Consider the following 17,391-nt stretch of genomic DNA (forward strand, 5'->3'; position numbering starts at 1 on the left):
AAAAGCACCTATCCCTTATCTTGCAATCCAGATATTAAATCCCATTTTTATGAAATACACCTGGCCACTCGCGCTTCTTTGTCTAGCTTTTCTCAATATAGTACTCGTCGATTCAGCGGGGCCTGCCCCCGTACAGCCTCTGCCTCAGCCCACTGATGGGCAAACCCTCGTCCGCTATGGGGAGGAAGAAGAAAAAACCGATGCCAGAGAGGCTTGGCTTGAGTTGATGCATCAGGCCGCGCCGGGCACCGACTGGAAAGCTATAGAGCACCAAAACCGGCTGTCACGGCACCGGGCAAAAGCACGTCAGGGCATTAACTTCAGGTCCGGTTGCGAAAGCGGCCTGTTCGCCGATGGGCTGCTCCCTGGGTCTTGGCGGGAACGGGGCAGTATCAATCAGGCTGGCAGTGTGTTTGACACTGAATACGATCCGGTTACAGATGAGCTCTGGTTGCTCTCTGCCGGAGGCTCCCTTTGGCGGGGCCTGCTCGATGGCAGCCAATGGGAAATTGTCAATCAGGACCTCCGCTTCACCCCGGGCCTCCTGGAATTCATCCCTTTTCAGGAAAGCCGGCGGATGATCGCTTTCACCGGACGTATACCCCACTACTCTGACGACGATGGCTACACCTGGGAGCAAGCCACAGGCATTACCCACGAAGACAGCTGGGGCAATATCCACTCGCCCATCCTCATCCAAGACAGTATTTCCACAATCTACGTGCTGGCCAAACCTTCTTACTGGGCCGACATACAGCTTTACCGCTCGGCAAGTCAGGGAGAGACCTACTCGGCCGTGAGCACCTTCAACACCAATGACTTTAACCGCCTGCGCCTTTCAGCCCCCCATCATTATCAGCGTATGATGCTGATCGAGAAATCCGCTGACAATACCGGAAAAATTTATCATGCCAACCCCGATAACGGGCAGCTCGACTGGATTAACCCTTCTACCAATCTCGATTTTGGTGGCGCCCGGGCCAATCTGGCGGGTACAGCCATAGCCGACAGCCTGGTCCTTTATGCTTATACCAGCCCGGAAGAAGGCAGCTGGGAAGTGTGGCGCTCCCTCGACAAAGGCACCACTTGGTCGAAGCGGGGCGATTTGCCCGCCCGCCCCTGGGATGTCGGCCTTTTTGTAAGCCCCGATAACCCCGATGTGCTCTACATGGGGGAGGTGGAATGCTTCCGCAGCCTGAATGGTGGCCAAAACTGGGAAAAAATCAATGACTGGTGGGCTTACTACTCCGATGTTGCCAATACCCTACATGCCGATATCATGCACTTTGATGCCTTCACAACAGCTGATGGTGCGCCTTTCACCCTGATCAGCAACCACGGTGGCCTCTCCGTGTCCTATGATCAGTTGGAAACCGTGGAAAATATCGGCATGGAAGACCTCAACGTCAGTCAGTATTACAGCGTGCGCACAGACCCCAACAACGACCGCTTCGTCTATGCTGGTTCTCAGGATCAGGGTTTTCAGCGGGCCCGCCACTTTGATGAGCCCGGTATACAGAGGTTTGACCAGATTATTTCCGGCGACTACGGGCATATTGTGTTCTCCAATGACGGGAAATACCTCTGGACCACCTACCCCGGTGGCTGGGTGTCTTACTACCAAACTCCTCAGAACGGCACCCTGACCGGCGACTTCGAACTACAGTCAGAGGATGAATCCGTCTGGCTGCCCCCTCTGATGGCGAGTCCATTCCCCAATGATGTTGGAGCATTTATGGCTGGTGGGAATACCAATGGCGGCCCGGGCTCCTACCTGATCCGGCTCGACCCTAATGCCAATGGCATCTCCGCTACTCAGATCGACTTCGACTTCGCTGCCGCTTCGGGAGATGGGGAACTGTCGGCACTCGAAGCTTCTCCTCTCGACTACAACCGCTGGTACGCCGCCACCACAAACGGGCGTTTTTTCGCCTCCACTGAAGCAGGCTATGCCTGGGAGCAAACGGTGAACTTCATCCCGGAGGGGCATTACCTGTACGGTCAAACCATCTACGCTTCCACGCAGGATGTCGACAAGGTCTACCTCGGGGGCAGCGGCTATTCCAATCCACCGGTGTATGTGAGTACAGATGGCGGACAAAACTTTACCGCGATGTCAGAAGGTCTGCCCTCCACACTGGTCTTCGAAATTACGGGCACGCCCGATGAAGCCTACCTCTTTGCAGCGACGGAAGCCGGCCCCTATGTTTTTGTATCAGCAGAAGAACGCTGGTACTACCTGGGGGGCGACTGTGCTCCTGCACAAACCTACTGGTCGGTGGAATACCTCCCACAAAGCCAAACAGCCCGCTTTGGGACTTACGGCCGGGGCATTTGGGACTTCGAGCTGGACCCTGTCTCAGCCGATGCTGCTCCGATAACGCCGATTGCCGGACTGAAAGTGGCCCCAAACCCCGTTGCCAATCAGTTTACAGCCACTTTGCCAGATGGCAGCTGGACACTTCAGCTCTTCAATAGCAACGGACAGGTTGTGGAAAGCTGGGCCAATATTTCCGGGTCCATTCAGTGCCAGATGGCGGGAAAGCCGAATGGCACCTACTACCTCGTCGCCCGATCGGCAGATGGGGAAATCCGCAGGCAGCCCGTGGTGTTGCAGCGCTAAGGGATTGCAAAGTATCGAGTGAGAAGTACCAGGGTAAACCAAGGGGAGGTTGAGATTAAGGTGGAGCCCCGGCGAAGAATAGCTTCCCCATTTGATGCGGCTCTTTTGCCGTCATGCTGCGTTACGCTATCGGTTTACGTAGCTATGCCCAGTTCTAGCTTTAGGCCACCTTCACCCCAAAGCTTGGAGAGCGCCTTGCCTGACGAAAAAATAGCTCGCCTGAAACAAGGAACTCATTTCTCTCCCGCCCAAAGGTCTGCCGAGGGAGGAATAGCAAGCCATTCCAGCCACCTGGCAGCACCTGATCAGGCTCAATTTTGGGCATACCTTCATACCAGGCAGGCAAGCCCCTATCATTTGTAAAAAACGGGTCCGAAAAAACTCAATTCGTAAAATAACCCCTGACTGCTTGCGTTCTAAGCTCAAAACCTTTAGCTTTGAATCTCAAAGTACTATAAAATGACAACTCATCATCAGGAACACCTGGAAGCGCTGACGGAGATCCGCAGCATCATGGAGCGCTCATCGCGGTTTATCTCCCTTAGCGGCCTATCAGGCGTTGCGGCCGGTATTTGGGCATTACTGGGCGCGTCGGCGGCGTTCTGGTATCTCGGCACAACGCCGTTTGGAAAGGAGCTGCCCTACATAATGGATCCGGGAGCGACGGGTGCCCTGGGGCTGAGCCCGCTAAGATTTTTCCTGCTCAATGGCACACTGGTATTGGTACTTGCCCTCAGCACCGGCATATACTTTACTACCCGGAAAGCCAGGAAGAGAGGGCTCCCAATCTGGGACCGACTGACTCGCCGGCTACTCATCAATCTCTTTATCCCTCTGGCCGCTGGCGGTGTTTTCTGCCTGGCCCTGCTCAAGCACGGTGAAGCTAGCCTGGTCGCCCCGGCTACTCTTATCTTTTATGGGCTCGCATTACTCAATGCGAGCAAGTATACCCTCAATGATATCCGTTACCTTGGGCTGACCGAAATCGGCATTGGCCTACTTGCCGCTTTCTTCCCAGGGTATGGACTGGAGTTCTGGGCGCTAGGGTTCGGGCTGATGCACATTGTGTACGGCACGGTCCTGTACTTCAAATATGAGCGGGGCGAATGAAGCATATCATCACACAATTAAATCCTGCTTTTGACCACCGGGTACGGCTGGGTATTATGTCTGTGCTCATGGTGGAAGAATGGGCAGATTTCAGCAGCCTCAAAGAAACACTCAGCCTTACCGATGGCCGCCTGGCTTCTCATATCAAAGCCCTGGAGAAAGAAGCCTACCTGGAAGTCCGCAAACGCTTCATCGGCCGCAAACCGAACACTTCCTACCGGGCTACAGTGGAAGGTAGAAAAGCTTTTCAGGCTCACCTTGACGGACTGGAAGCGCTGCTGCGCGCGGGCAGTGAGGGGGCTACCGGATAGCAGCTTATTTTTTTTAATCTTAAACTTTGAAATTCAAAGTACTTTATGAAAAACATACCTATTATCATCCTGGTACAAATCCTGGCAGCAACAGCGCTGTTGGCATGGCGATACCTGCTCGCCTACGGCGAACCCAACGGATATGCAGCCTTCACTAGTTTTCCGGCAGCTGGGAGCCAGGCTCTGTTATTTTTGGGCTGGAACCTATTTCTGGCTTTGGTCCCGTACGCGCTCTCTTTGTTATTGCCAATGGCCCAACATCGTTTATTGGGGGCTGCTGTTTTGTTCATCTGGCTATTGTTCTTGCCCAATGCCCCCTACCTCATTACTGATTTGATCCATCTCAGGCCCAGGCCACCGGTTCCGATCTGGGCAGACATACTAGTCTTTTTCTTTTTTGCCTGGACGGGGCTTCTACTCGGCTTAGCCTCCCTCCTAAACGTACAACGCTACCTACTGCGATGGCACACCATCAAACAGACACACTTCTGGATTATTGGCTTTGCCGTACTGAGCAGCTTTGGGCTGTACCTCGGCCGTGTAGACCGCTGGAATAGCTGGGAGGCTTTTCTGGAGCCGATGCATCTTTTGCGGCACAGCCTTAGTCTGCTCTCCGATCCTCCTATTGTTTTGCTTGCCTTTCTAGGGTTCTTCACCCTTTTGCAAGGGCTGGGTTACGCCTTCTTTTACCATCTATCTACTTCAAACCCTAAAACTTCAACACGATGAGTTGGAATACGATCAATCTTCAGCATCCATTCGCCAAACTTGCCCTGTGGATAACCGGGGCCACGATTTACGTTCAGTTGTTCTACGAAGCGCACCTGGGCCTAAACGCTTTGGTTTTCTCCATTCTTGCCATCGGTACTGCGGCACTGAGCTACCCTGAGTTACGGCACCAAAAGCCTTCCCGCTGGCTGGCAGCAGCTTTCCTAAGCAGTGCCGCCCTGGTCGCCTGGCGAAACTCAGATCTGTCCATTATGGTATTTTTCCTTTGTTTTCTGGTTTTTTCCGGGCATCTGCACCGGCGCCCCCTGCGCTTTTTGTGGTTTGCCGGGCTGCTGGGCATCACCAAACTACTGGGCAGCCCGATTGCAGCCTGCTACCAGCTCATACGGTCCTGGCCTTCCCTGGAATGGAAACCGGCAGTACGCTGGAGCCCTTTCGCCATACTACCTATAGGACTAGGCCTGGTCTTTGGCACCCTATATTACCATGCCAATCCACAGTTTGCCGCCTTTTGGCAGCGGTTCTGGCCGGGCAGCTGGCTGCACCTGGACTGGGAAGCAGAGCAGGCACTTCTGTTCCTCATTGGCAGCTTCGTTGTTGGCGGGCTCATCTGGCCCTCTCTGTGGGGAGACTTCCTGAAGGAATGGGAAGCGCCCTTCCGGTCTGTGCTGCGAAGAAAGCGCAGCACCCCCAAACCGAAGGCAGGCACGCTGGGGCTTAAACGGGAATACCAAACCGGCGTTTTCACTCTTGCCATCCTCAACGGCCTGCTTTTTGTAGCCAACCTGGCAGACTTGCGCTTTGTCTGGATCAACTACGGGCAGGCTACTCCTCAGGAGCTGAGCCAGTATGTGCACGAAGGCACTTCTCTGTTGATCTTATCCATCCTTATGGCGATGGGCGTACTGCTGTGGTTCTTCCGTAGCAACCTTAACTTTTTGCCAGATAATGAGCGCCTGCGATGGCTCGCTTACTTGTGGCTGGCCCAAAACGCCATGCTCATCCTTTCAGTAGGGCTGCGCAACTGGCAGTACGTAGCTAATTTCGGGCTTGCCTACAAGCGGTTAGGCGTTTTCGGGTTCCTCCTTGCGACCCTGGCAGGGCTATGGCTGGTCTACCTCAAAACACGGGACAAGCGTACCATAACGTTTGTGCTGCAAAGATCAGCACAATTGGGGCTGGTGCTCTTGCTGCTGTACAGTACCGTCAATTGGGACCGGATGATCACACGCTACAACATCCGGCAGGCCGCCCCCGGCAAGCTGGATGTAGAGTTTCTGACCCGTACACTACCACCGGTCAATCTTCCAACACTCTGGGAAGAACGGCACCGGTTACAGGTGGCTGCCGGCTGGACAGAAGACGAACTAACCCGCAAGCTGAAGGCGGTCAGCTCCCGGCTCAAAAAGCAGCACCGACCCGGATGGCGCTCTTGGAATTACACCACCTCCCGGGCCCGCCGAGGCGACCCGTTCCGCGACAGCGGCCGATAGGGTCAAGTCAGGCAGTCGGATGGAGCCTCCTCCACCGGATTGCGTTGGTAGATGGCCCAGATTTCCTCCGGGCTAAGGGCACGGCTGTAGACCCTGAGTTCATCCAACACCCCTTTAAACCGGCGGGCACTGCCCTGTTGCACACAGGGGCTGTTGCCAAAGGACAAGGGTACATTATTCGATATATCTACCCCGCTGCAACGAAAGGCTTTTTGGGCAAGCCGCCCATTGACGTAGGTAAAGGCACGAGTACCTTCCCGGGTGATGGCGAAGTGCACCCAACGAGTGGTGTCTAATCCCGGGCTTAGCCCGGGATAAAACTTATGAGGATTCTCATGCACCAGGGTCGTGATCTCCTGAGCATTCAGATCGAGCAGTATATCCATCATGTTGTAGGCCTCGCATTCTTCCCTTTTCGACAGCAGGCTTTGCTGGAAGACCAGGTACTGTTCGGGTTTGAAATAAAAGCTAACGGTAAAATCAGAGGTATTGAAGTACCGGTTTACGGAGCCCTCAAAGGCTACGAAATCGTCGATGCCATCAAAAAGCAGCCCGCTGCCCTCAATGCCACACCAACAACTGGTATTACCATACATCCTGCCGTGAGCAGCGTTGCCGGAATCGTCGCGGGCATCACAATCGTTGAAAGAATAATAGGCTACCAAGCCGGCTTCGGTGCCGCCTCCAGGAGACCATGTAGGCACGAAGGCGGTAAATAAGCTGAGTGCAAGAAATAATGCACTATAGGTCAGGGTTTTCATAAGGCAAATTTGTTATCCCATAAGATATAAAATTATCTTTAAAGTGTGTAGAGCCTCATCTATACGCTATCAGGATTTGGCACGGCTCTGTCTTCTCAATCCTGAATTTGCTACCTTTGCAGCATGAAAAAGTTATTGATCCTGGACCGCGATGGTACACTTATTTTAGAGCCGGAAGGCTATCAGGTAGACAGCCTGGAAAAGCTGGACTACTACCCTGGCATTTTTCAGTATTTGTCTCGTATTGTGAAAGAGCTGGACTACGAGCTCATCATGATTACCAATCAGGATGGGCTGGGCACAGCAGTTTTTCCGGAAGACACCTTCTGGCCTGCGCATCATAAAATGATGAAGACCTTCGAGGCAGAAGGGATTACCTTCATGGATGTACTTATTGACCGTAGCTACCCGGAGGACAACGCCCCTACCCGAAAGCCCCGGACCGGGCTTATGAAACCGTACATGAATGGTGACTATGACCTTGCCAACTCTTTTGTCGTTGGCGACCGGCTGACGGATATAGAACTGGCTAAAAATCTGGGTGCGAGGGGAATCTGGCTCAACAATCAGCCCGACCTGGGTGCCGACGAGGTAGAAGGCGACAACCGCGCTGTGCACAAGGCGATTGCGCTCACCACCACTGACTGGGAAGAGATCTACCGCTTCCTGCGGCTGAAGGAACGCACGGCCGAAGTGCAACGCACTACCAAAGAAACGGACATTCTCATACAGCTCGACCTGGACGGCAGCGGCAAAAGCGACATTGAAACCGGGCTGGGCTTTTTCGACCATATGCTGGATCAACTGGCACGCCACGGCGGGCTCGACCTGACCATCAAAGTCAAAGGCGATCTGGAAGTTGACGAGCATCATACCATAGAGGATACGGCGCTGGCACTGGGCGAGGCTTTCGCCAAAGCCCTGGGGGACAAGCTGGGCCTGGAGCGCTACGGCTATGCCCTGCCGATGGACGATTGCCTGGCGCAGGCCGCTATTGATTTTGGTGGCCGCCCCTGGATCGTCTGGGAGGCTGAATTCAAGCGGGAAAAAATCGGTGATATGCCCACAGAGATGTTCTTCCACTTCTTCAAATCCTTCTCGGATGCTGCCAAAGCTAATCTGAACCTCAAAGTGGAAGGCACCAACGAGCACCACAAGATCGAAGCCATCTTTAAAGCCTGGGCGCGTGCCATCCGTATGGCCAAGCGCCGGGATACGGAGCACCTGCAACTACCGAGTACCAAAGGTGTTTTATAGTTTTTCTTCTGAAACCTAAGCATGAAAGTAGCGATTATAGACTATAACGCCGGCAACGTCCGGTCCGTACAGTTTGCCATGCAACGCCTGGGCTTAGAGGCCCACCTGACGGGCGATGCCCGGGAGATTACTGCGGCTGACAAGGTCATTTTCCCGGGCGTGGGCGAGGCCAATACCACGATGGCTCACCTCCGGGAACGGGGCCTGGACGAGGTCATCCGCAATCTGAAACAGCCCGTTTTAGGCATCTGCCTGGGCATGCAGCTGCTGTGCCAGCATTCTGAAGAAAATGATACGGAATGCCTGGGCATTATCCCTCAGGAGGTGGTGCGCTTCCGCCCAAAGCATGGGGAGAAAATCCCACACATGGGCTGGAACAGTATCCGCAACCTGGACAGCGGTTTATTCAGCCCCGAGCTGGAAGGCGAATATGTGTACTTTGTGCACAGCTACTACGTGGAGCAGGGCCCTTACACTACGGCCACCACCGAGCACGTGCTGCCCTTCAGTGCTGCCTTGCAAAAAGACAATTTCTACGCCACACAGTTCCACCCGGAAAAATCCGGTAAAGTAGGCGAAGCCATTCTGAAGCATTTCATCAACTTGTAACATGCACCCTATTCCCGCTATCGACATCATCGAAGGCAAGTGCGTACGCCTGACCCAAGGCGACTACGCTCAAAAAAAAATCTATAACGAAGACCCGCTGGAGGTTGCCAAAGCTTACGAAGCGCACGGCTTGCAGCGCCTCCACCTGGTAGACCTTGACGGGGCCAAAGCCAAGCAGATTGTCAACTATAAGGTGCTGGAAAAACTCGCTCAGCAAACGGGGCTCCATATCGACTTTGGCGGTGGCCTGAAATCAGACGATGACCTGCGCATTGCTTTCGAAAGTGGTGCGCAGCAGGTTACCGGCGGCACCATCGCGGTGAAGCAGCCGGCGGTTTTCGAATCCTGGCTGCAACGCTTCGGCTCAGCGCGCATCATACTGGGCTCGGATGTCAAAGATGGAAAAATAGCGGTGAGCGGCTGGCAGGAACAAAGTGAACAGGAACTCTTCCCCTTTCTGGAGGATTACGTCGCCAAGGGCGTGAAGTACACCATCTGCACAGACGTTTCCAAAGATGGCTTGCTAGAAGGTACAGCCCTGCCACTTTACGGGGAGATCCGCGCCGAATTCCCGGAATTGCAGCTCATTGCCAGCGGCGGCATTACCGACCTGGAAGAGCTGGACGAACTGGAGTCTATCGGTTGCTTCGGAGCGATTATTGGTAAAGCCATCTACGAGAACAAAATCTCGCTTAAGGCGCTGGAGCAATGGGTATTGCGTGGCTGACCCTACATCCAGGTCACCTTCTCTTCGATAGGGCCGCGCTTACCCGGCAATTCCGGCAGATTATGGTAGCCCATGTAAAACAGCCCCAGGCAACGCTCCCCTTCCTGTAGGTTGAGCAACCCGGGGTCCCGCTGCAAGGTATTGGCGGAGCTCCAGTAGCTGCCGATGCCATGAGCGGTACAGGTCAGCCACATGTTTTGCACGGCACAGGCCACTGCGGCAATTTCTTCCCATTCCGGCACCCTTTCCTCCGGGTCGCGCTGCATACAGATGGCAATGATACATCCGGAACGCTGCGGCTTATGCAGGTTCTTTTCGTATTTTTTTTCAGAAAATTGCGCCTCGGGGGTATTGGCTTTGTACAACGCAGCCAGGTGTTCTCCTAAGCGGGTGCGTGCTTCACCCGTAAAAACACGGAAGCGCCAGGGTTCTGTAAATTTATGAGTAGGTGCCCAGTTGGCATTCTCCAGGACCTCCTCGATGATCGCCTTTTCAATCGGCTGGTCGACGTAGGTCTTTGGAAAGATGGCCCGCCGGCGGCGGAGGAGTGCGGTGGTTTGCTCAGGCGTCAGGCTCATGTAGCATTATTGTTTTTGAAAAGACACCTGAAGCGGCGTTTTGTTTACCGGGCGTCCTCCTGAAAAAAGCGTACTTTTGCGGCATAACTATAGGACGGTACCGTGAGCAACCCTGTAAGGATTTCTGGTGTTATTATTACCCTGAATGAAGCGAAGCATATCCGGGCGTGCATTCAATCTATGCTGCCGGTGGTAGACGATATTGTGGTGATCGACTCCTTCAGTACAGATGAGACACCAGCCATTTGCCAAGAACTTGGCGTCCGCTTTTTGCAGTACCCTTTTGCCGGGCACATTGAACAAAAGAACTACGCTATGCAGCAGGCAAAGTACGACTACGTGCTTTCCCTTGATGCCGATGAGCGGATTTCGGAAACGATGGCACAGTCAGTCCGGGCAGCTAAAGCCAACTGGGCAGCCGATGGCTATGCCTTCAACCGGCTGAACAACTACTGCGGGCATTGGCTGCACTACGCCTGGTACCCCGACCGTAAAACCCGGTTGTGGGACCGCCGGAAGGGACAGTGGGGCGGCACCAACCCTCATGACAAAGTGGTGGTACAGGGCCGTGTGGACCGGTTGAATGGGGACCTCCTGCACTACCCCTACGCTACGGTAGATGAGCACTTTGAGCAAAACCGAAAGTTCGCAGTTATTGCGGCCCGGTCCAAATTTGCCAAAGGCAGGCAGGTGAATTTCCTGATTGATGTGGTGCTCGGCCCCTGGTTCAAATTCATCAAGCTTTTCGTGTTCAAGCGCGGCTTTTTGGACGGCTACTACGGATTCATCTTCAGCGCGCTCGCTTCTTACGTCAATTTCATGAAATACCTCAAGCTCTGGGAACTCAACCGACATGGAGAACGCTAAAGAAAAACTGCACATCACGGTCATTATGGCCACCTACAATATGCCAGACTGGCTGGAGAAAGTCCTCTGCGGGTACGAACAGCAGACGTACCCCGATTTTGACGTTATCGTTGCCGATGACGGCTCCGGGCCCGAGACGCAGGCCGTGATTGACCGCTTCCAGGAGCGGGGCCAATTAAAGCTTACCCACCTCTGGCACGAAGACGAAGGCTACCGGCGGCAAACGATCCTCAACAAAGCTATTGTGGAGGCGCAGGGAGCCTATATTCTATTTACAGACGGGGACTGCATCCCGAGGGCTGACTTTGTCGCTTTCCACGCTGCACAAGCTGAACGGGGCCGCTTCTTATCTGGCGGTTACTGCAAGCTCCCTATGGAAACCAGCAAAGCAATTGCGCTAGGCGATATCGAATCTCAGGCTTGCTTTGCCCCCAATTGGCTAAAAAGTAATGGGCTAACCGGCCGTTCTCAACTGCGCAAGCTCTCGGCCTCTCCAGGCTGGGGCAAGCTCTTGGATGCCATCACGCCAACCGGAGCAACCTTCAACAACTGCAATACCTCCGCCTGGAAAGCAGACCTCCTGGCCGTCAATGGGTACGACGAGCGCATGCGCTACGGCGGGCCCGACCGTGAGATCGGGGAACGACTGGAGAATATGGGGGTACGGGGCAAACAGGTACGGCACCGGGCGGTAGTCGTGCACCTGGACCACGCGAGGGGGTATAAAACAAAGGAAAGCCTGGAAAAAAACCTGGCCATACGGGCACATACCCGAAAGGCAAAAGTGGTGCGGACAGCTTATGGCATCGAACAGGAAAAGACTTAGGGCTACCGGAGTTTTGCGGGCAGGCTGCCCGAGATCTACGAGCGATGGAAATGCCGTTGATTGCCTTAGAGCATGTTTGGGGCTCGTTACTATTGCAAATCAACGCTTTATGAACCCCGCAGAAATGCGGGGCAAGCTCTGACTTCCTCACTAAATTTTCATTTAGCCCGCTAAACTCAAATTTAGTGGCTTTGCCAGAACCATAAATCCTTGATTTTCATAACGAAACCGCTCCAAACCAGCGCTAACCCTGGCGCTCAAGCACCTTGAAAGTATAAGCATACGGGTTTTTCTCATCCGGTTGATGTGCCTCGCTGGAGACTTCCGTCCAAATGACGGGGTCGGGCTTTGGGAAAAAGACATCGCCACCTTCCACTTCGGTATCCACTTCGGTCAGGTAAAGCCGGTCGATAAGCGGCATGGCCTGCTCGTAGATTGTTCCACCACCAATAATAAAAGCCTCTTCTTCCCCATTGCTGCGTGCCAGCTCGATGGCTTGCTCCAGGCTATTGGACACCAGGCAATTGGAAACGATAAAGAAAGGGTTGCGGGTCACGATGATATTGGTGCGCTTGGGCAGCGGGCGCCCAATAGACTCAAAGGTCTTCCGCCCCATGATGATATGACGGTTGAGGGTGCGCCGTTTGAAATATTTCAGGTCTGCTGGCAAGTGCCAGGGGATATCGTCATCCTTACCGATGACCCCTTTTCGGTCTGTTGCGACGATGGCCGATAATATCATGATGATGAGCTTTAGGGTAGTTCTGGCATTAGATTGGCCTCGAGCATTCGCGTTTCCAGCCACTTGCGGTTATTGCTAATGGTGTCGGTCATGTACTTCTCGATCATCAGGCTGGCGATAGGCGCAGCGTAAGTGCCACCAAAGCCGGAGTTTTCGACGTAAACGACGATAGCGATTTTGGGGTTTTTCTTGGGCGCAAAGGCAAAGAATACGGAGTGGTCTTCCCCATGGGAATTCTCAGCTGTACCGGTTTTGCCACAAACCGGGATATCCGGAATGTATGCCATGCGTGCGGTACCGGACAGGGTCACTTTTTCCATACCATTGGCAATGATTTCAAAGTAGGAACTATCGATACCGATATAATTGCGCTCAGTAAACTGATCAGGTATTGGCAAGTCGACACTCCGGCCCCGGTAGCCCCGTACCAGGTGTGGTCTAATGTAGAAGCCCCGGTTAGCAATCGCCGCTGCCACATTAGCCATTTGCAGGTTGGTCATTTGGAGTTCGCCCTGCCCGATGCCCAGGGAGCGGATCCAAACGGAGTTCCAGCGCTGCCCTTCCTGTTGTTTGTTGAAGTAGTCGGTATAAAATTGCGAAGTAGGATAAAAACCACTTTGTTCCCGGGGCAAGTCTATACCCAAAGGCTTACCAAGCCCGAATTTATCCAGGTAGCTGTTGAAGAGGTCCAATCCTTCTTCCGGATTTCGGAAGCCGCCCGGGCCGTCCACGATTTCGCGGAAAGCGGTGACGAAGTAGGCATTACAGGAGTGCTGAATGCCCATTTCCACACTCGTGCAGGTAGGGTGACCGTGGCAGCCTGTTAGCCGCATACCATTGAAGTAATAAGCTCCGGAACAGGAGACGGTCCGGTTGGGGTCTAAATAGCCTTCCTGCATACCGACCAAAGCGACAATCGTTTTGAAAAGGGAGCCCGGCGGATATTGCCCCATGATGCTGCGGTCGAACAGGGGTTGGTTTTTATCCACAGACAGCCGGCCGTAAGGATTACCTTTGCCATGCCCGATAGCCAGTAGGTTGGGGTCGTAGTTTGGGGAGCTGACCATCGCCAGCACCTCTCCTGTAGCGGGCTCCAGTGCCACTATGGCCCCTATTTTTTGCTGCATCAGCTCTTCTCCGTACTGCTGCAATTCCAGGTCAATGGTAGTGATCAGATCTTTGCCGAAGACGGCCTCCACATCCAGCTCTCTGTCTTTGTAAGGCCCTACTTCCCGCCCCAGGTTGTCTTTCAGGACCAATGCAATGCCCTTTTCGCCACGGAGGGTATCCTCATAAGATAGCTCCAGGCCGCTCTTGCCGAGGTAATCACGAGGTTCGTACTTGCCATTGGACTGCTTGATGTCATTCTGATCGGCTTCCCGGATATACCCCAATACGTGTGAGGCATTCTTATGAGGGTACCCCCTGGCATGGCGCAATCGAGCCGAAAAGCCCGGGAACTGGTAGAGGCGTTCCTCAAAGGCAGCAAATTGTGCGGCCGAAAGCTGCGTCAGAAAGGGAAAAGGAACCGATTTGGAATAACGGGGGGATTGCCAGTTTTTATTGAGGGTTTCTTCAAAGTAACTCCGCTCAACGCCCAGCAAAGCGCAGAAAGCGGCAGTGTCCATTTCCGGATCCAACTGATTGTAAGTCACCATGAGGTCGTACATAGGTACGTTGTACACCAGTATTTTACCATTACGGTCGTACAGGGTACCGCGCGCCGGATAGATGACTTGTTCATCAATGGCTGTGGCATCCGGGTTTTTCTTGTAGGAAGTGTCAAGGACTTGAAGCTGGAAGGCACGGTAGATCAGCCCGAATGCCCCCAGCACAAAGAGGAAACGGATAATGTATTGCCGGCTGCTGAATGTATCTGCCACTTCAAAAGTATTTTCGTTGTGCGACTAAAGCTAAAACCAAAGACTAACGCCTTGGGTTGAATATAAACACAAAGATCAAGATAGCCACCATCGTGGAGATGAAGGTAAAAAAGGTACGGGTTAGTATCCCAAGGACATAAATGGGTGAAAAAGCATCTACGCTGAAATAGACGAGCAGGTGCAGGCCCAGCATGGAGGCCGAATACTTCAAAAACCAGTTCATGCCCAAATCACCAGGTGTAGGGTTAGCGTTGAGCTTGTACCCTTCCCGGGGCTCATAGAGGCTCAAAAAGAGCCCTCTTGCAAAGCCCATAGCCGTTAGTGCAGCGGCGTGCACCCCAAGTGAGTCATAGAACAAATCCACACTGATACCCATCAGGAAAGAAAGAAGCAGCACACCGGTGCGCGGTGTTTGTAACGGCAGCAACATGATAAAGAGCGGGTACAGAAAAATATTGATGTACAAACTGCCGCTCACCCAACCATCAGAAACCCGCTTCAGGAACAGCCCCTGCAGCGCCACTAACACAACAAACCGTATGATATTCCTAAAAACCGTATTATTCATTGACTGCTTCCTCTAATTCTTTGTGTTCTTTCCACATTTCATTTTTAATGATGTAGACATAGCGCACTGTATTCAAGTCATTTCGCAGTTTAACTTGTATATTATAAAAGTTGCCGCCACCGGATAGATCGTACTGCTCGACAACCCCGACACGCAGCCCTTCCGGGAAGAGCTGCGAAAACCCGCTGGTGACCACTGTATCACCGGCTTCCAATATGGCGTGTTTGGGAATGGCCTCTAACTGCATATACCTCGAGCTTTTCCCGTCCCAGGTCAGTGTGCCAAAGTACCTCGAACTTGCGATGGCCGCTTTGATCCGGGTTTGCCGGTGCAACAGGGACATTACCTGACTGTAGTGAGGGGTCACGGCTCTCACCACCCCTACAATTCCATCGGTAGAGATGACCCCCATGTTAGGCATCACGCCTTGGTTGGACCCTTTGTCGAGGCGTAAAAAATTCGTAGTGGAAATCGTGGAGTTGCTAATCACATTCGCAGGGATATAGGAGAAAAGCTGCTCTGTGGAGTCTCTTAGAAAGGTATCCTGCCGCACGGCATTAGAATACCTGGCATTGTCCAGTTGCTCCATTAGGCGGATATTTTCACCCTGCAACCTGATGAGTTCGTCCCGAAGCGCCCACTGTTCGCCCAGCCAGTCTGCGGATTGATCAAGACCAGCAGTTGCCATACCCCAGGAATTGTCCCAGATAAGCCCTTGCCGCTCATTGAAGTTGACCACAAGTATCAGCGCGATCAGCTCCAGGAGACCAAAAAGCAGGAAATTCCCATAAGCTGCAAAAAGCTGCATCAGGCCTCTCATGGCTAGCGATTTTTAGAATTTTCTTGAATCCGCCTAGACGCTCTTCCGGTCGATGAGGAAAGAAAAGCGGTCAGTATTCTTCAGGGCAATCCCTGTTCCAATTACTACAGCTCGCAGCGGGTCATCTGCGATGTGCACTTTGAGTTTGGTCTTCTGCGCAATACGCTTGTCCAACCCTCTGATCAATGCGCCGCCCCCTGTGAGGTAAATACCGGTACGGTAAATATCTGACGCTAACTCAGGCGGTGTAGTCTCCAGCGCTTTCAGGATCGCATCCTCAATTTTAGAGATTGACTTGTCAAGAGAATGAGCGATCTCGCCGTAAGAAATCATGATCTGCTTGGGGATTCCAGTCATCAGGTCCCGGCCGTTAACCGCGTAATCTTCTGGTGGGTTCTCCAGCTCATGCAAAGCAGAACCTACGTGGATTTTGATTTGCTCGGCAGTGCGCTCACCAATCAGGATGTTGTGCTGCCGCTTCATGTAGCTCATGATATCACTGGTAAACTCATCACCAGCGATCCGTATGGATTGGTCACAGACAATACCAGACAAGGCAATGACTGCAATTTCAGTTGTACCGCCCCCGATGTCAATGATCATGTTGCCGACAGGCTCCTCTACATCCAGGCCAATACCCAGAGCAGCTGCCATAGGCTCATGAATGAGGTAAGTCTCTTTAGAGTCTACGTGGTCTGCAGAATCGAATACAGCACGTTTTTCCACTTCTGTAATACCGGAAGGTATACAGATTACCATTTTCATGTGCGTAAAGAAGCGGCGGCGGCGACCGATCATATTGATCATGCCTTCGATCATATCCTCTGCTGCCTGAAAGTCAGCAATAACGCCATCCTTTAGCGGGCGGATGGTTTTTATCTCTTCGTGTGTTTTTTCGTGCATTTGCATGGCCTTATTGCCAACGGCAATAGGCTCTCCTGTACGGCGGTTCTTGGCAACAATAGAAGGCTCGTCCACAACGATTTTGCCGTCTTGAATGATGAGTGTATTGGCCGTGCCCAGGTCTATAGCAAGTTCTTGGGTAAAAAAGCTGAAAAGTTTCATTAGAACCTTTATGCTAGTTAAAAGTATCGTGTTTCGTACATCTTGTCAGCGCTTCATAAAAGGCAGCAGGGTGTGACCTATTGTCTTTTAGCGTGTTTTGGGACTTTGGGCTTCTTGTCAAAAACTAGCAAATTAGGGGCATCTCACTTCCGTTTTTCTCCTCCGCAGCACGTCCATCAACATTCTCCGGCACGCAGTACGAGGCTCAAAAATGGTTTTACGAGACCCTATTCGGGGCATTTCCGGCTTCAAAGCAAAGTCTTAACACGCTTATAAGCTTCACAGGAACTGAAATTAGCAATTTTTCCTATATCCGGGGTATGGTTTTTCAAAATTAACGCCGACTACCCCGTCTTTATCCTAAAAATTAAAACCCGTCCGGTTACACCGGTTATCCATATTCCTGCTACTGTGCGACTTTC

At 52.8% G+C, this 17,391-nt stretch carries 17 protein-coding genes; 10 read left to right on the forward strand and 7 right to left on the reverse strand.

Translation table 11 applies throughout. The features are described 5' to 3' along the window. Positions 1–49 precede the first annotated feature (49 nt). The 5 genes from RIC19_RS01275 (at position 50) to RIC19_RS01295 (ending at position 6,266) form a co-directional block, all read left to right on the forward strand. The gene (locus RIC19_RS01275; RefSeq protein ID WP_350176016.1) at positions 50–2,623 is read left to right on the forward strand and encodes a T9SS type A sorting domain-containing protein; all 2,574 of its coding nucleotides are present in this window, start codon (positions 50–52) and stop codon (positions 2,621–2,623) included. A 459-nt stretch (positions 2,624–3,082) separates the two neighbouring features. Beyond that, positions 3,083–3,733, forward strand: coding sequence for a hypothetical protein (locus RIC19_RS01280; RefSeq protein ID WP_350176018.1), 651 nt, complete (start codon positions 3,083–3,085; stop codon positions 3,731–3,733). After that, entirely contained in the window at positions 3,730–4,044 is a 315-nt protein-coding gene (locus RIC19_RS01285; protein ID WP_350176020.1) for a winged helix-turn-helix domain-containing protein, read from the forward strand. Before RIC19_RS01280 ends, RIC19_RS01285 begins: the two co-directional genes overlap by 4 nt. A gap of 45 nt (positions 4,045–4,089) precedes the next feature. After that, on the forward strand, positions 4,090–4,773 hold the full coding sequence (locus RIC19_RS01290) for a DUF1361 domain-containing protein (RefSeq protein ID WP_350176022.1): 684 nt from the start codon (positions 4,090–4,092) through the stop codon (positions 4,771–4,773). Then, the gene (locus RIC19_RS01295) at positions 4,770–6,266 is read left to right on the forward strand and encodes a DUF4153 domain-containing protein (protein WP_350176024.1); all 1,497 of its coding nucleotides are present in this window, start codon (positions 4,770–4,772) and stop codon (positions 6,264–6,266) included. Before RIC19_RS01290 ends, RIC19_RS01295 begins: the two co-directional genes overlap by 4 nt. Positions 6,267–6,268: 2 nt before the next feature. Here RIC19_RS01295 and RIC19_RS01300 read toward each other — a convergent pair whose 3' ends face one another. Beyond that, on the reverse strand, positions 6,269–7,027 hold the full coding sequence (locus RIC19_RS01300; protein WP_350176026.1) for a LamG domain-containing protein: 759 nt from the start codon (positions 7,025–7,027) through the stop codon (positions 6,269–6,271). A 123-nt stretch (positions 7,028–7,150) separates the two neighbouring features. Between RIC19_RS01300 and hisB the strand changes: the two genes are divergently transcribed. Genes hisB through hisA form a run of 3 tightly spaced genes read left to right on the forward strand, consistent with a single transcriptional unit; the run spans position 7,151 to position 9,620 of the window. After that, entirely contained in the window at positions 7,151–8,284 is a 1,134-nt protein-coding gene (hisB, locus tag RIC19_RS01305) for a bifunctional histidinol-phosphatase/imidazoleglycerol-phosphate dehydratase HisB (protein WP_350176028.1), read from the forward strand. 21 nt (positions 8,285–8,305) lie between these two features. After that, positions 8,306–8,893, forward strand: a complete 588-nt coding sequence (gene hisH / locus RIC19_RS01310; RefSeq protein WP_350176030.1) for an imidazole glycerol phosphate synthase subunit HisH — start codon at positions 8,306–8,308, stop codon at positions 8,891–8,893. A gap of 1 nt (position 8,894) precedes the next feature. Continuing rightward, positions 8,895–9,620, forward strand: coding sequence for a 1-(5-phosphoribosyl)-5-[(5-phosphoribosylamino)methylideneamino]imidazole-4-carboxamide isomerase (hisA, locus tag RIC19_RS01315; RefSeq protein WP_350176032.1), 726 nt, complete (start codon positions 8,895–8,897; stop codon positions 9,618–9,620). Between the two features lie 2 nt (positions 9,621–9,622). On the opposite strand, the gene RIC19_RS01320 is transcribed toward hisA, so the two are convergent. Next, on the reverse strand, positions 9,623–10,198 hold the full coding sequence (locus tag RIC19_RS01320; protein WP_350176034.1) for a nitroreductase family protein: 576 nt from the start codon (positions 10,196–10,198) through the stop codon (positions 9,623–9,625). A 102-nt stretch (positions 10,199–10,300) separates the two neighbouring features. Here RIC19_RS01320 and RIC19_RS01325 point away from each other — a divergent pair, with 102 nt between their 5' ends. Next, a complete protein-coding gene (locus RIC19_RS01325) occupies positions 10,301–11,065 on the forward strand; it encodes a glycosyltransferase family 2 protein (RefSeq protein ID WP_350176036.1) in 765 nt (254 codons plus the stop codon). After that, positions 11,052–11,891: a glycosyltransferase family 2 protein gene (locus RIC19_RS01330; RefSeq protein ID WP_350176038.1), complete on the forward strand. Its 840-nt coding sequence runs from the start codon at positions 11,052–11,054 to the stop codon at positions 11,889–11,891. The genes RIC19_RS01325 and RIC19_RS01330 overlap by 14 nt, the downstream gene beginning before the upstream one ends. A 244-nt stretch (positions 11,892–12,135) precedes the next feature. Here the strand turns inward: RIC19_RS01330 and RIC19_RS01335 are convergent, their stop codons facing one another. The 5 genes from RIC19_RS01335 to RIC19_RS01355 are packed head-to-tail and all read right to left on the reverse strand — an operon-like array spanning position 12,136 to position 16,969. Next, positions 12,136–12,633, reverse strand: coding sequence for a dihydrofolate reductase (locus tag RIC19_RS01335; RefSeq protein WP_350176040.1), 498 nt, complete (start codon positions 12,631–12,633; stop codon positions 12,136–12,138). A gap of 11 nt (positions 12,634–12,644) precedes the next feature. Beyond that, positions 12,645–14,516: a penicillin-binding protein 2 gene (mrdA, locus tag RIC19_RS01340; protein ID WP_350176042.1), complete on the reverse strand. Its 1,872-nt coding sequence runs from the start codon at positions 14,514–14,516 to the stop codon at positions 12,645–12,647. Positions 14,517–14,559: 43 nt separating this feature from the next. Continuing rightward, on the reverse strand, positions 14,560–15,084 hold the full coding sequence (locus RIC19_RS01345) for a hypothetical protein (RefSeq protein ID WP_350176044.1): 525 nt from the start codon (positions 15,082–15,084) through the stop codon (positions 14,560–14,562). Beyond that, positions 15,077–15,904 (reverse strand): rod shape-determining protein MreC, encoded by an 828-nt coding sequence (mreC, locus tag RIC19_RS01350; protein WP_350176046.1) that lies wholly within the window; start codon positions 15,902–15,904, stop codon positions 15,077–15,079. The genes RIC19_RS01345 and mreC overlap by 8 nt, the downstream gene beginning before the upstream one ends. 33 nt (positions 15,905–15,937) lie before the next feature. After that, the gene (locus RIC19_RS01355) at positions 15,938–16,969 is read right to left on the reverse strand and encodes a rod shape-determining protein (RefSeq protein ID WP_350176048.1); all 1,032 of its coding nucleotides are present in this window, start codon (positions 16,967–16,969) and stop codon (positions 15,938–15,940) included. Positions 16,970–17,391: the final 422 nt, after the last annotated feature.

It is taken from the genome of Phaeodactylibacter sp., assembly GCF_040219495.1.
Lineage (GTDB): Bacteria > Bacteroidota > Bacteroidia > Chitinophagales > Saprospiraceae > Phaeodactylibacter.

Excerpts from the sequence above, each read along its gene's own strand:
- RIC19_RS01280 (WP_350176018.1), top strand. The coding sequence starts at position 3,083 with ATGACAACTCATCATCAGGAACACCTGGAAGCGCTGACGGAGATCCGC.
- mreC (WP_350176046.1), bottom strand. The coding sequence starts at position 15,904 with ATGAGAGGCCTGATGCAGCTTTTTGCAGCTTATGGGAATTTCCTGCTT.
- RIC19_RS01345 (WP_350176044.1), bottom strand. The coding sequence starts at position 15,084 with ATGAATAATACGGTTTTTAGGAATATCATACGGTTTGTTGTGTTAGTG.
- hisB (WP_350176028.1), top strand. The coding sequence starts at position 7,151 with ATGAAAAAGTTATTGATCCTGGACCGCGATGGTACACTTATTTTAGAG.
- RIC19_RS01330 (WP_350176038.1), top strand. The coding sequence starts at position 11,052 with ATGGAGAACGCTAAAGAAAAACTGCACATCACGGTCATTATGGCCACC.
- RIC19_RS01275 (WP_350176016.1), top strand. The coding sequence starts at position 50 with ATGAAATACACCTGGCCACTCGCGCTTCTTTGTCTAGCTTTTCTCAAT.
- RIC19_RS01295 (WP_350176024.1), top strand. The coding sequence starts at position 4,770 with ATGAGTTGGAATACGATCAATCTTCAGCATCCATTCGCCAAACTTGCC.
- hisH (WP_350176030.1), top strand. The coding sequence starts at position 8,306 with ATGAAAGTAGCGATTATAGACTATAACGCCGGCAACGTCCGGTCCGTA.
- RIC19_RS01320 (WP_350176034.1), bottom strand. The coding sequence starts at position 10,198 with ATGAGCCTGACGCCTGAGCAAACCACCGCACTCCTCCGCCGCCGGCGG.
- RIC19_RS01290 (WP_350176022.1), top strand. The coding sequence starts at position 4,090 with ATGAAAAACATACCTATTATCATCCTGGTACAAATCCTGGCAGCAACA.
- RIC19_RS01355 (WP_350176048.1), bottom strand. The coding sequence starts at position 16,969 with ATGAAACTTTTCAGCTTTTTTACCCAAGAACTTGCTATAGACCTGGGC.
- RIC19_RS01300 (WP_350176026.1), bottom strand. The coding sequence starts at position 7,027 with ATGAAAACCCTGACCTATAGTGCATTATTTCTTGCACTCAGCTTATTT.
- RIC19_RS01335 (WP_350176040.1), bottom strand. The coding sequence starts at position 12,633 with ATGATATTATCGGCCATCGTCGCAACAGACCGAAAAGGGGTCATCGGT.
- RIC19_RS01285 (WP_350176020.1), top strand. The coding sequence starts at position 3,730 with ATGAAGCATATCATCACACAATTAAATCCTGCTTTTGACCACCGGGTA.
- hisA (WP_350176032.1), top strand. The coding sequence starts at position 8,895 with ATGCACCCTATTCCCGCTATCGACATCATCGAAGGCAAGTGCGTACGC.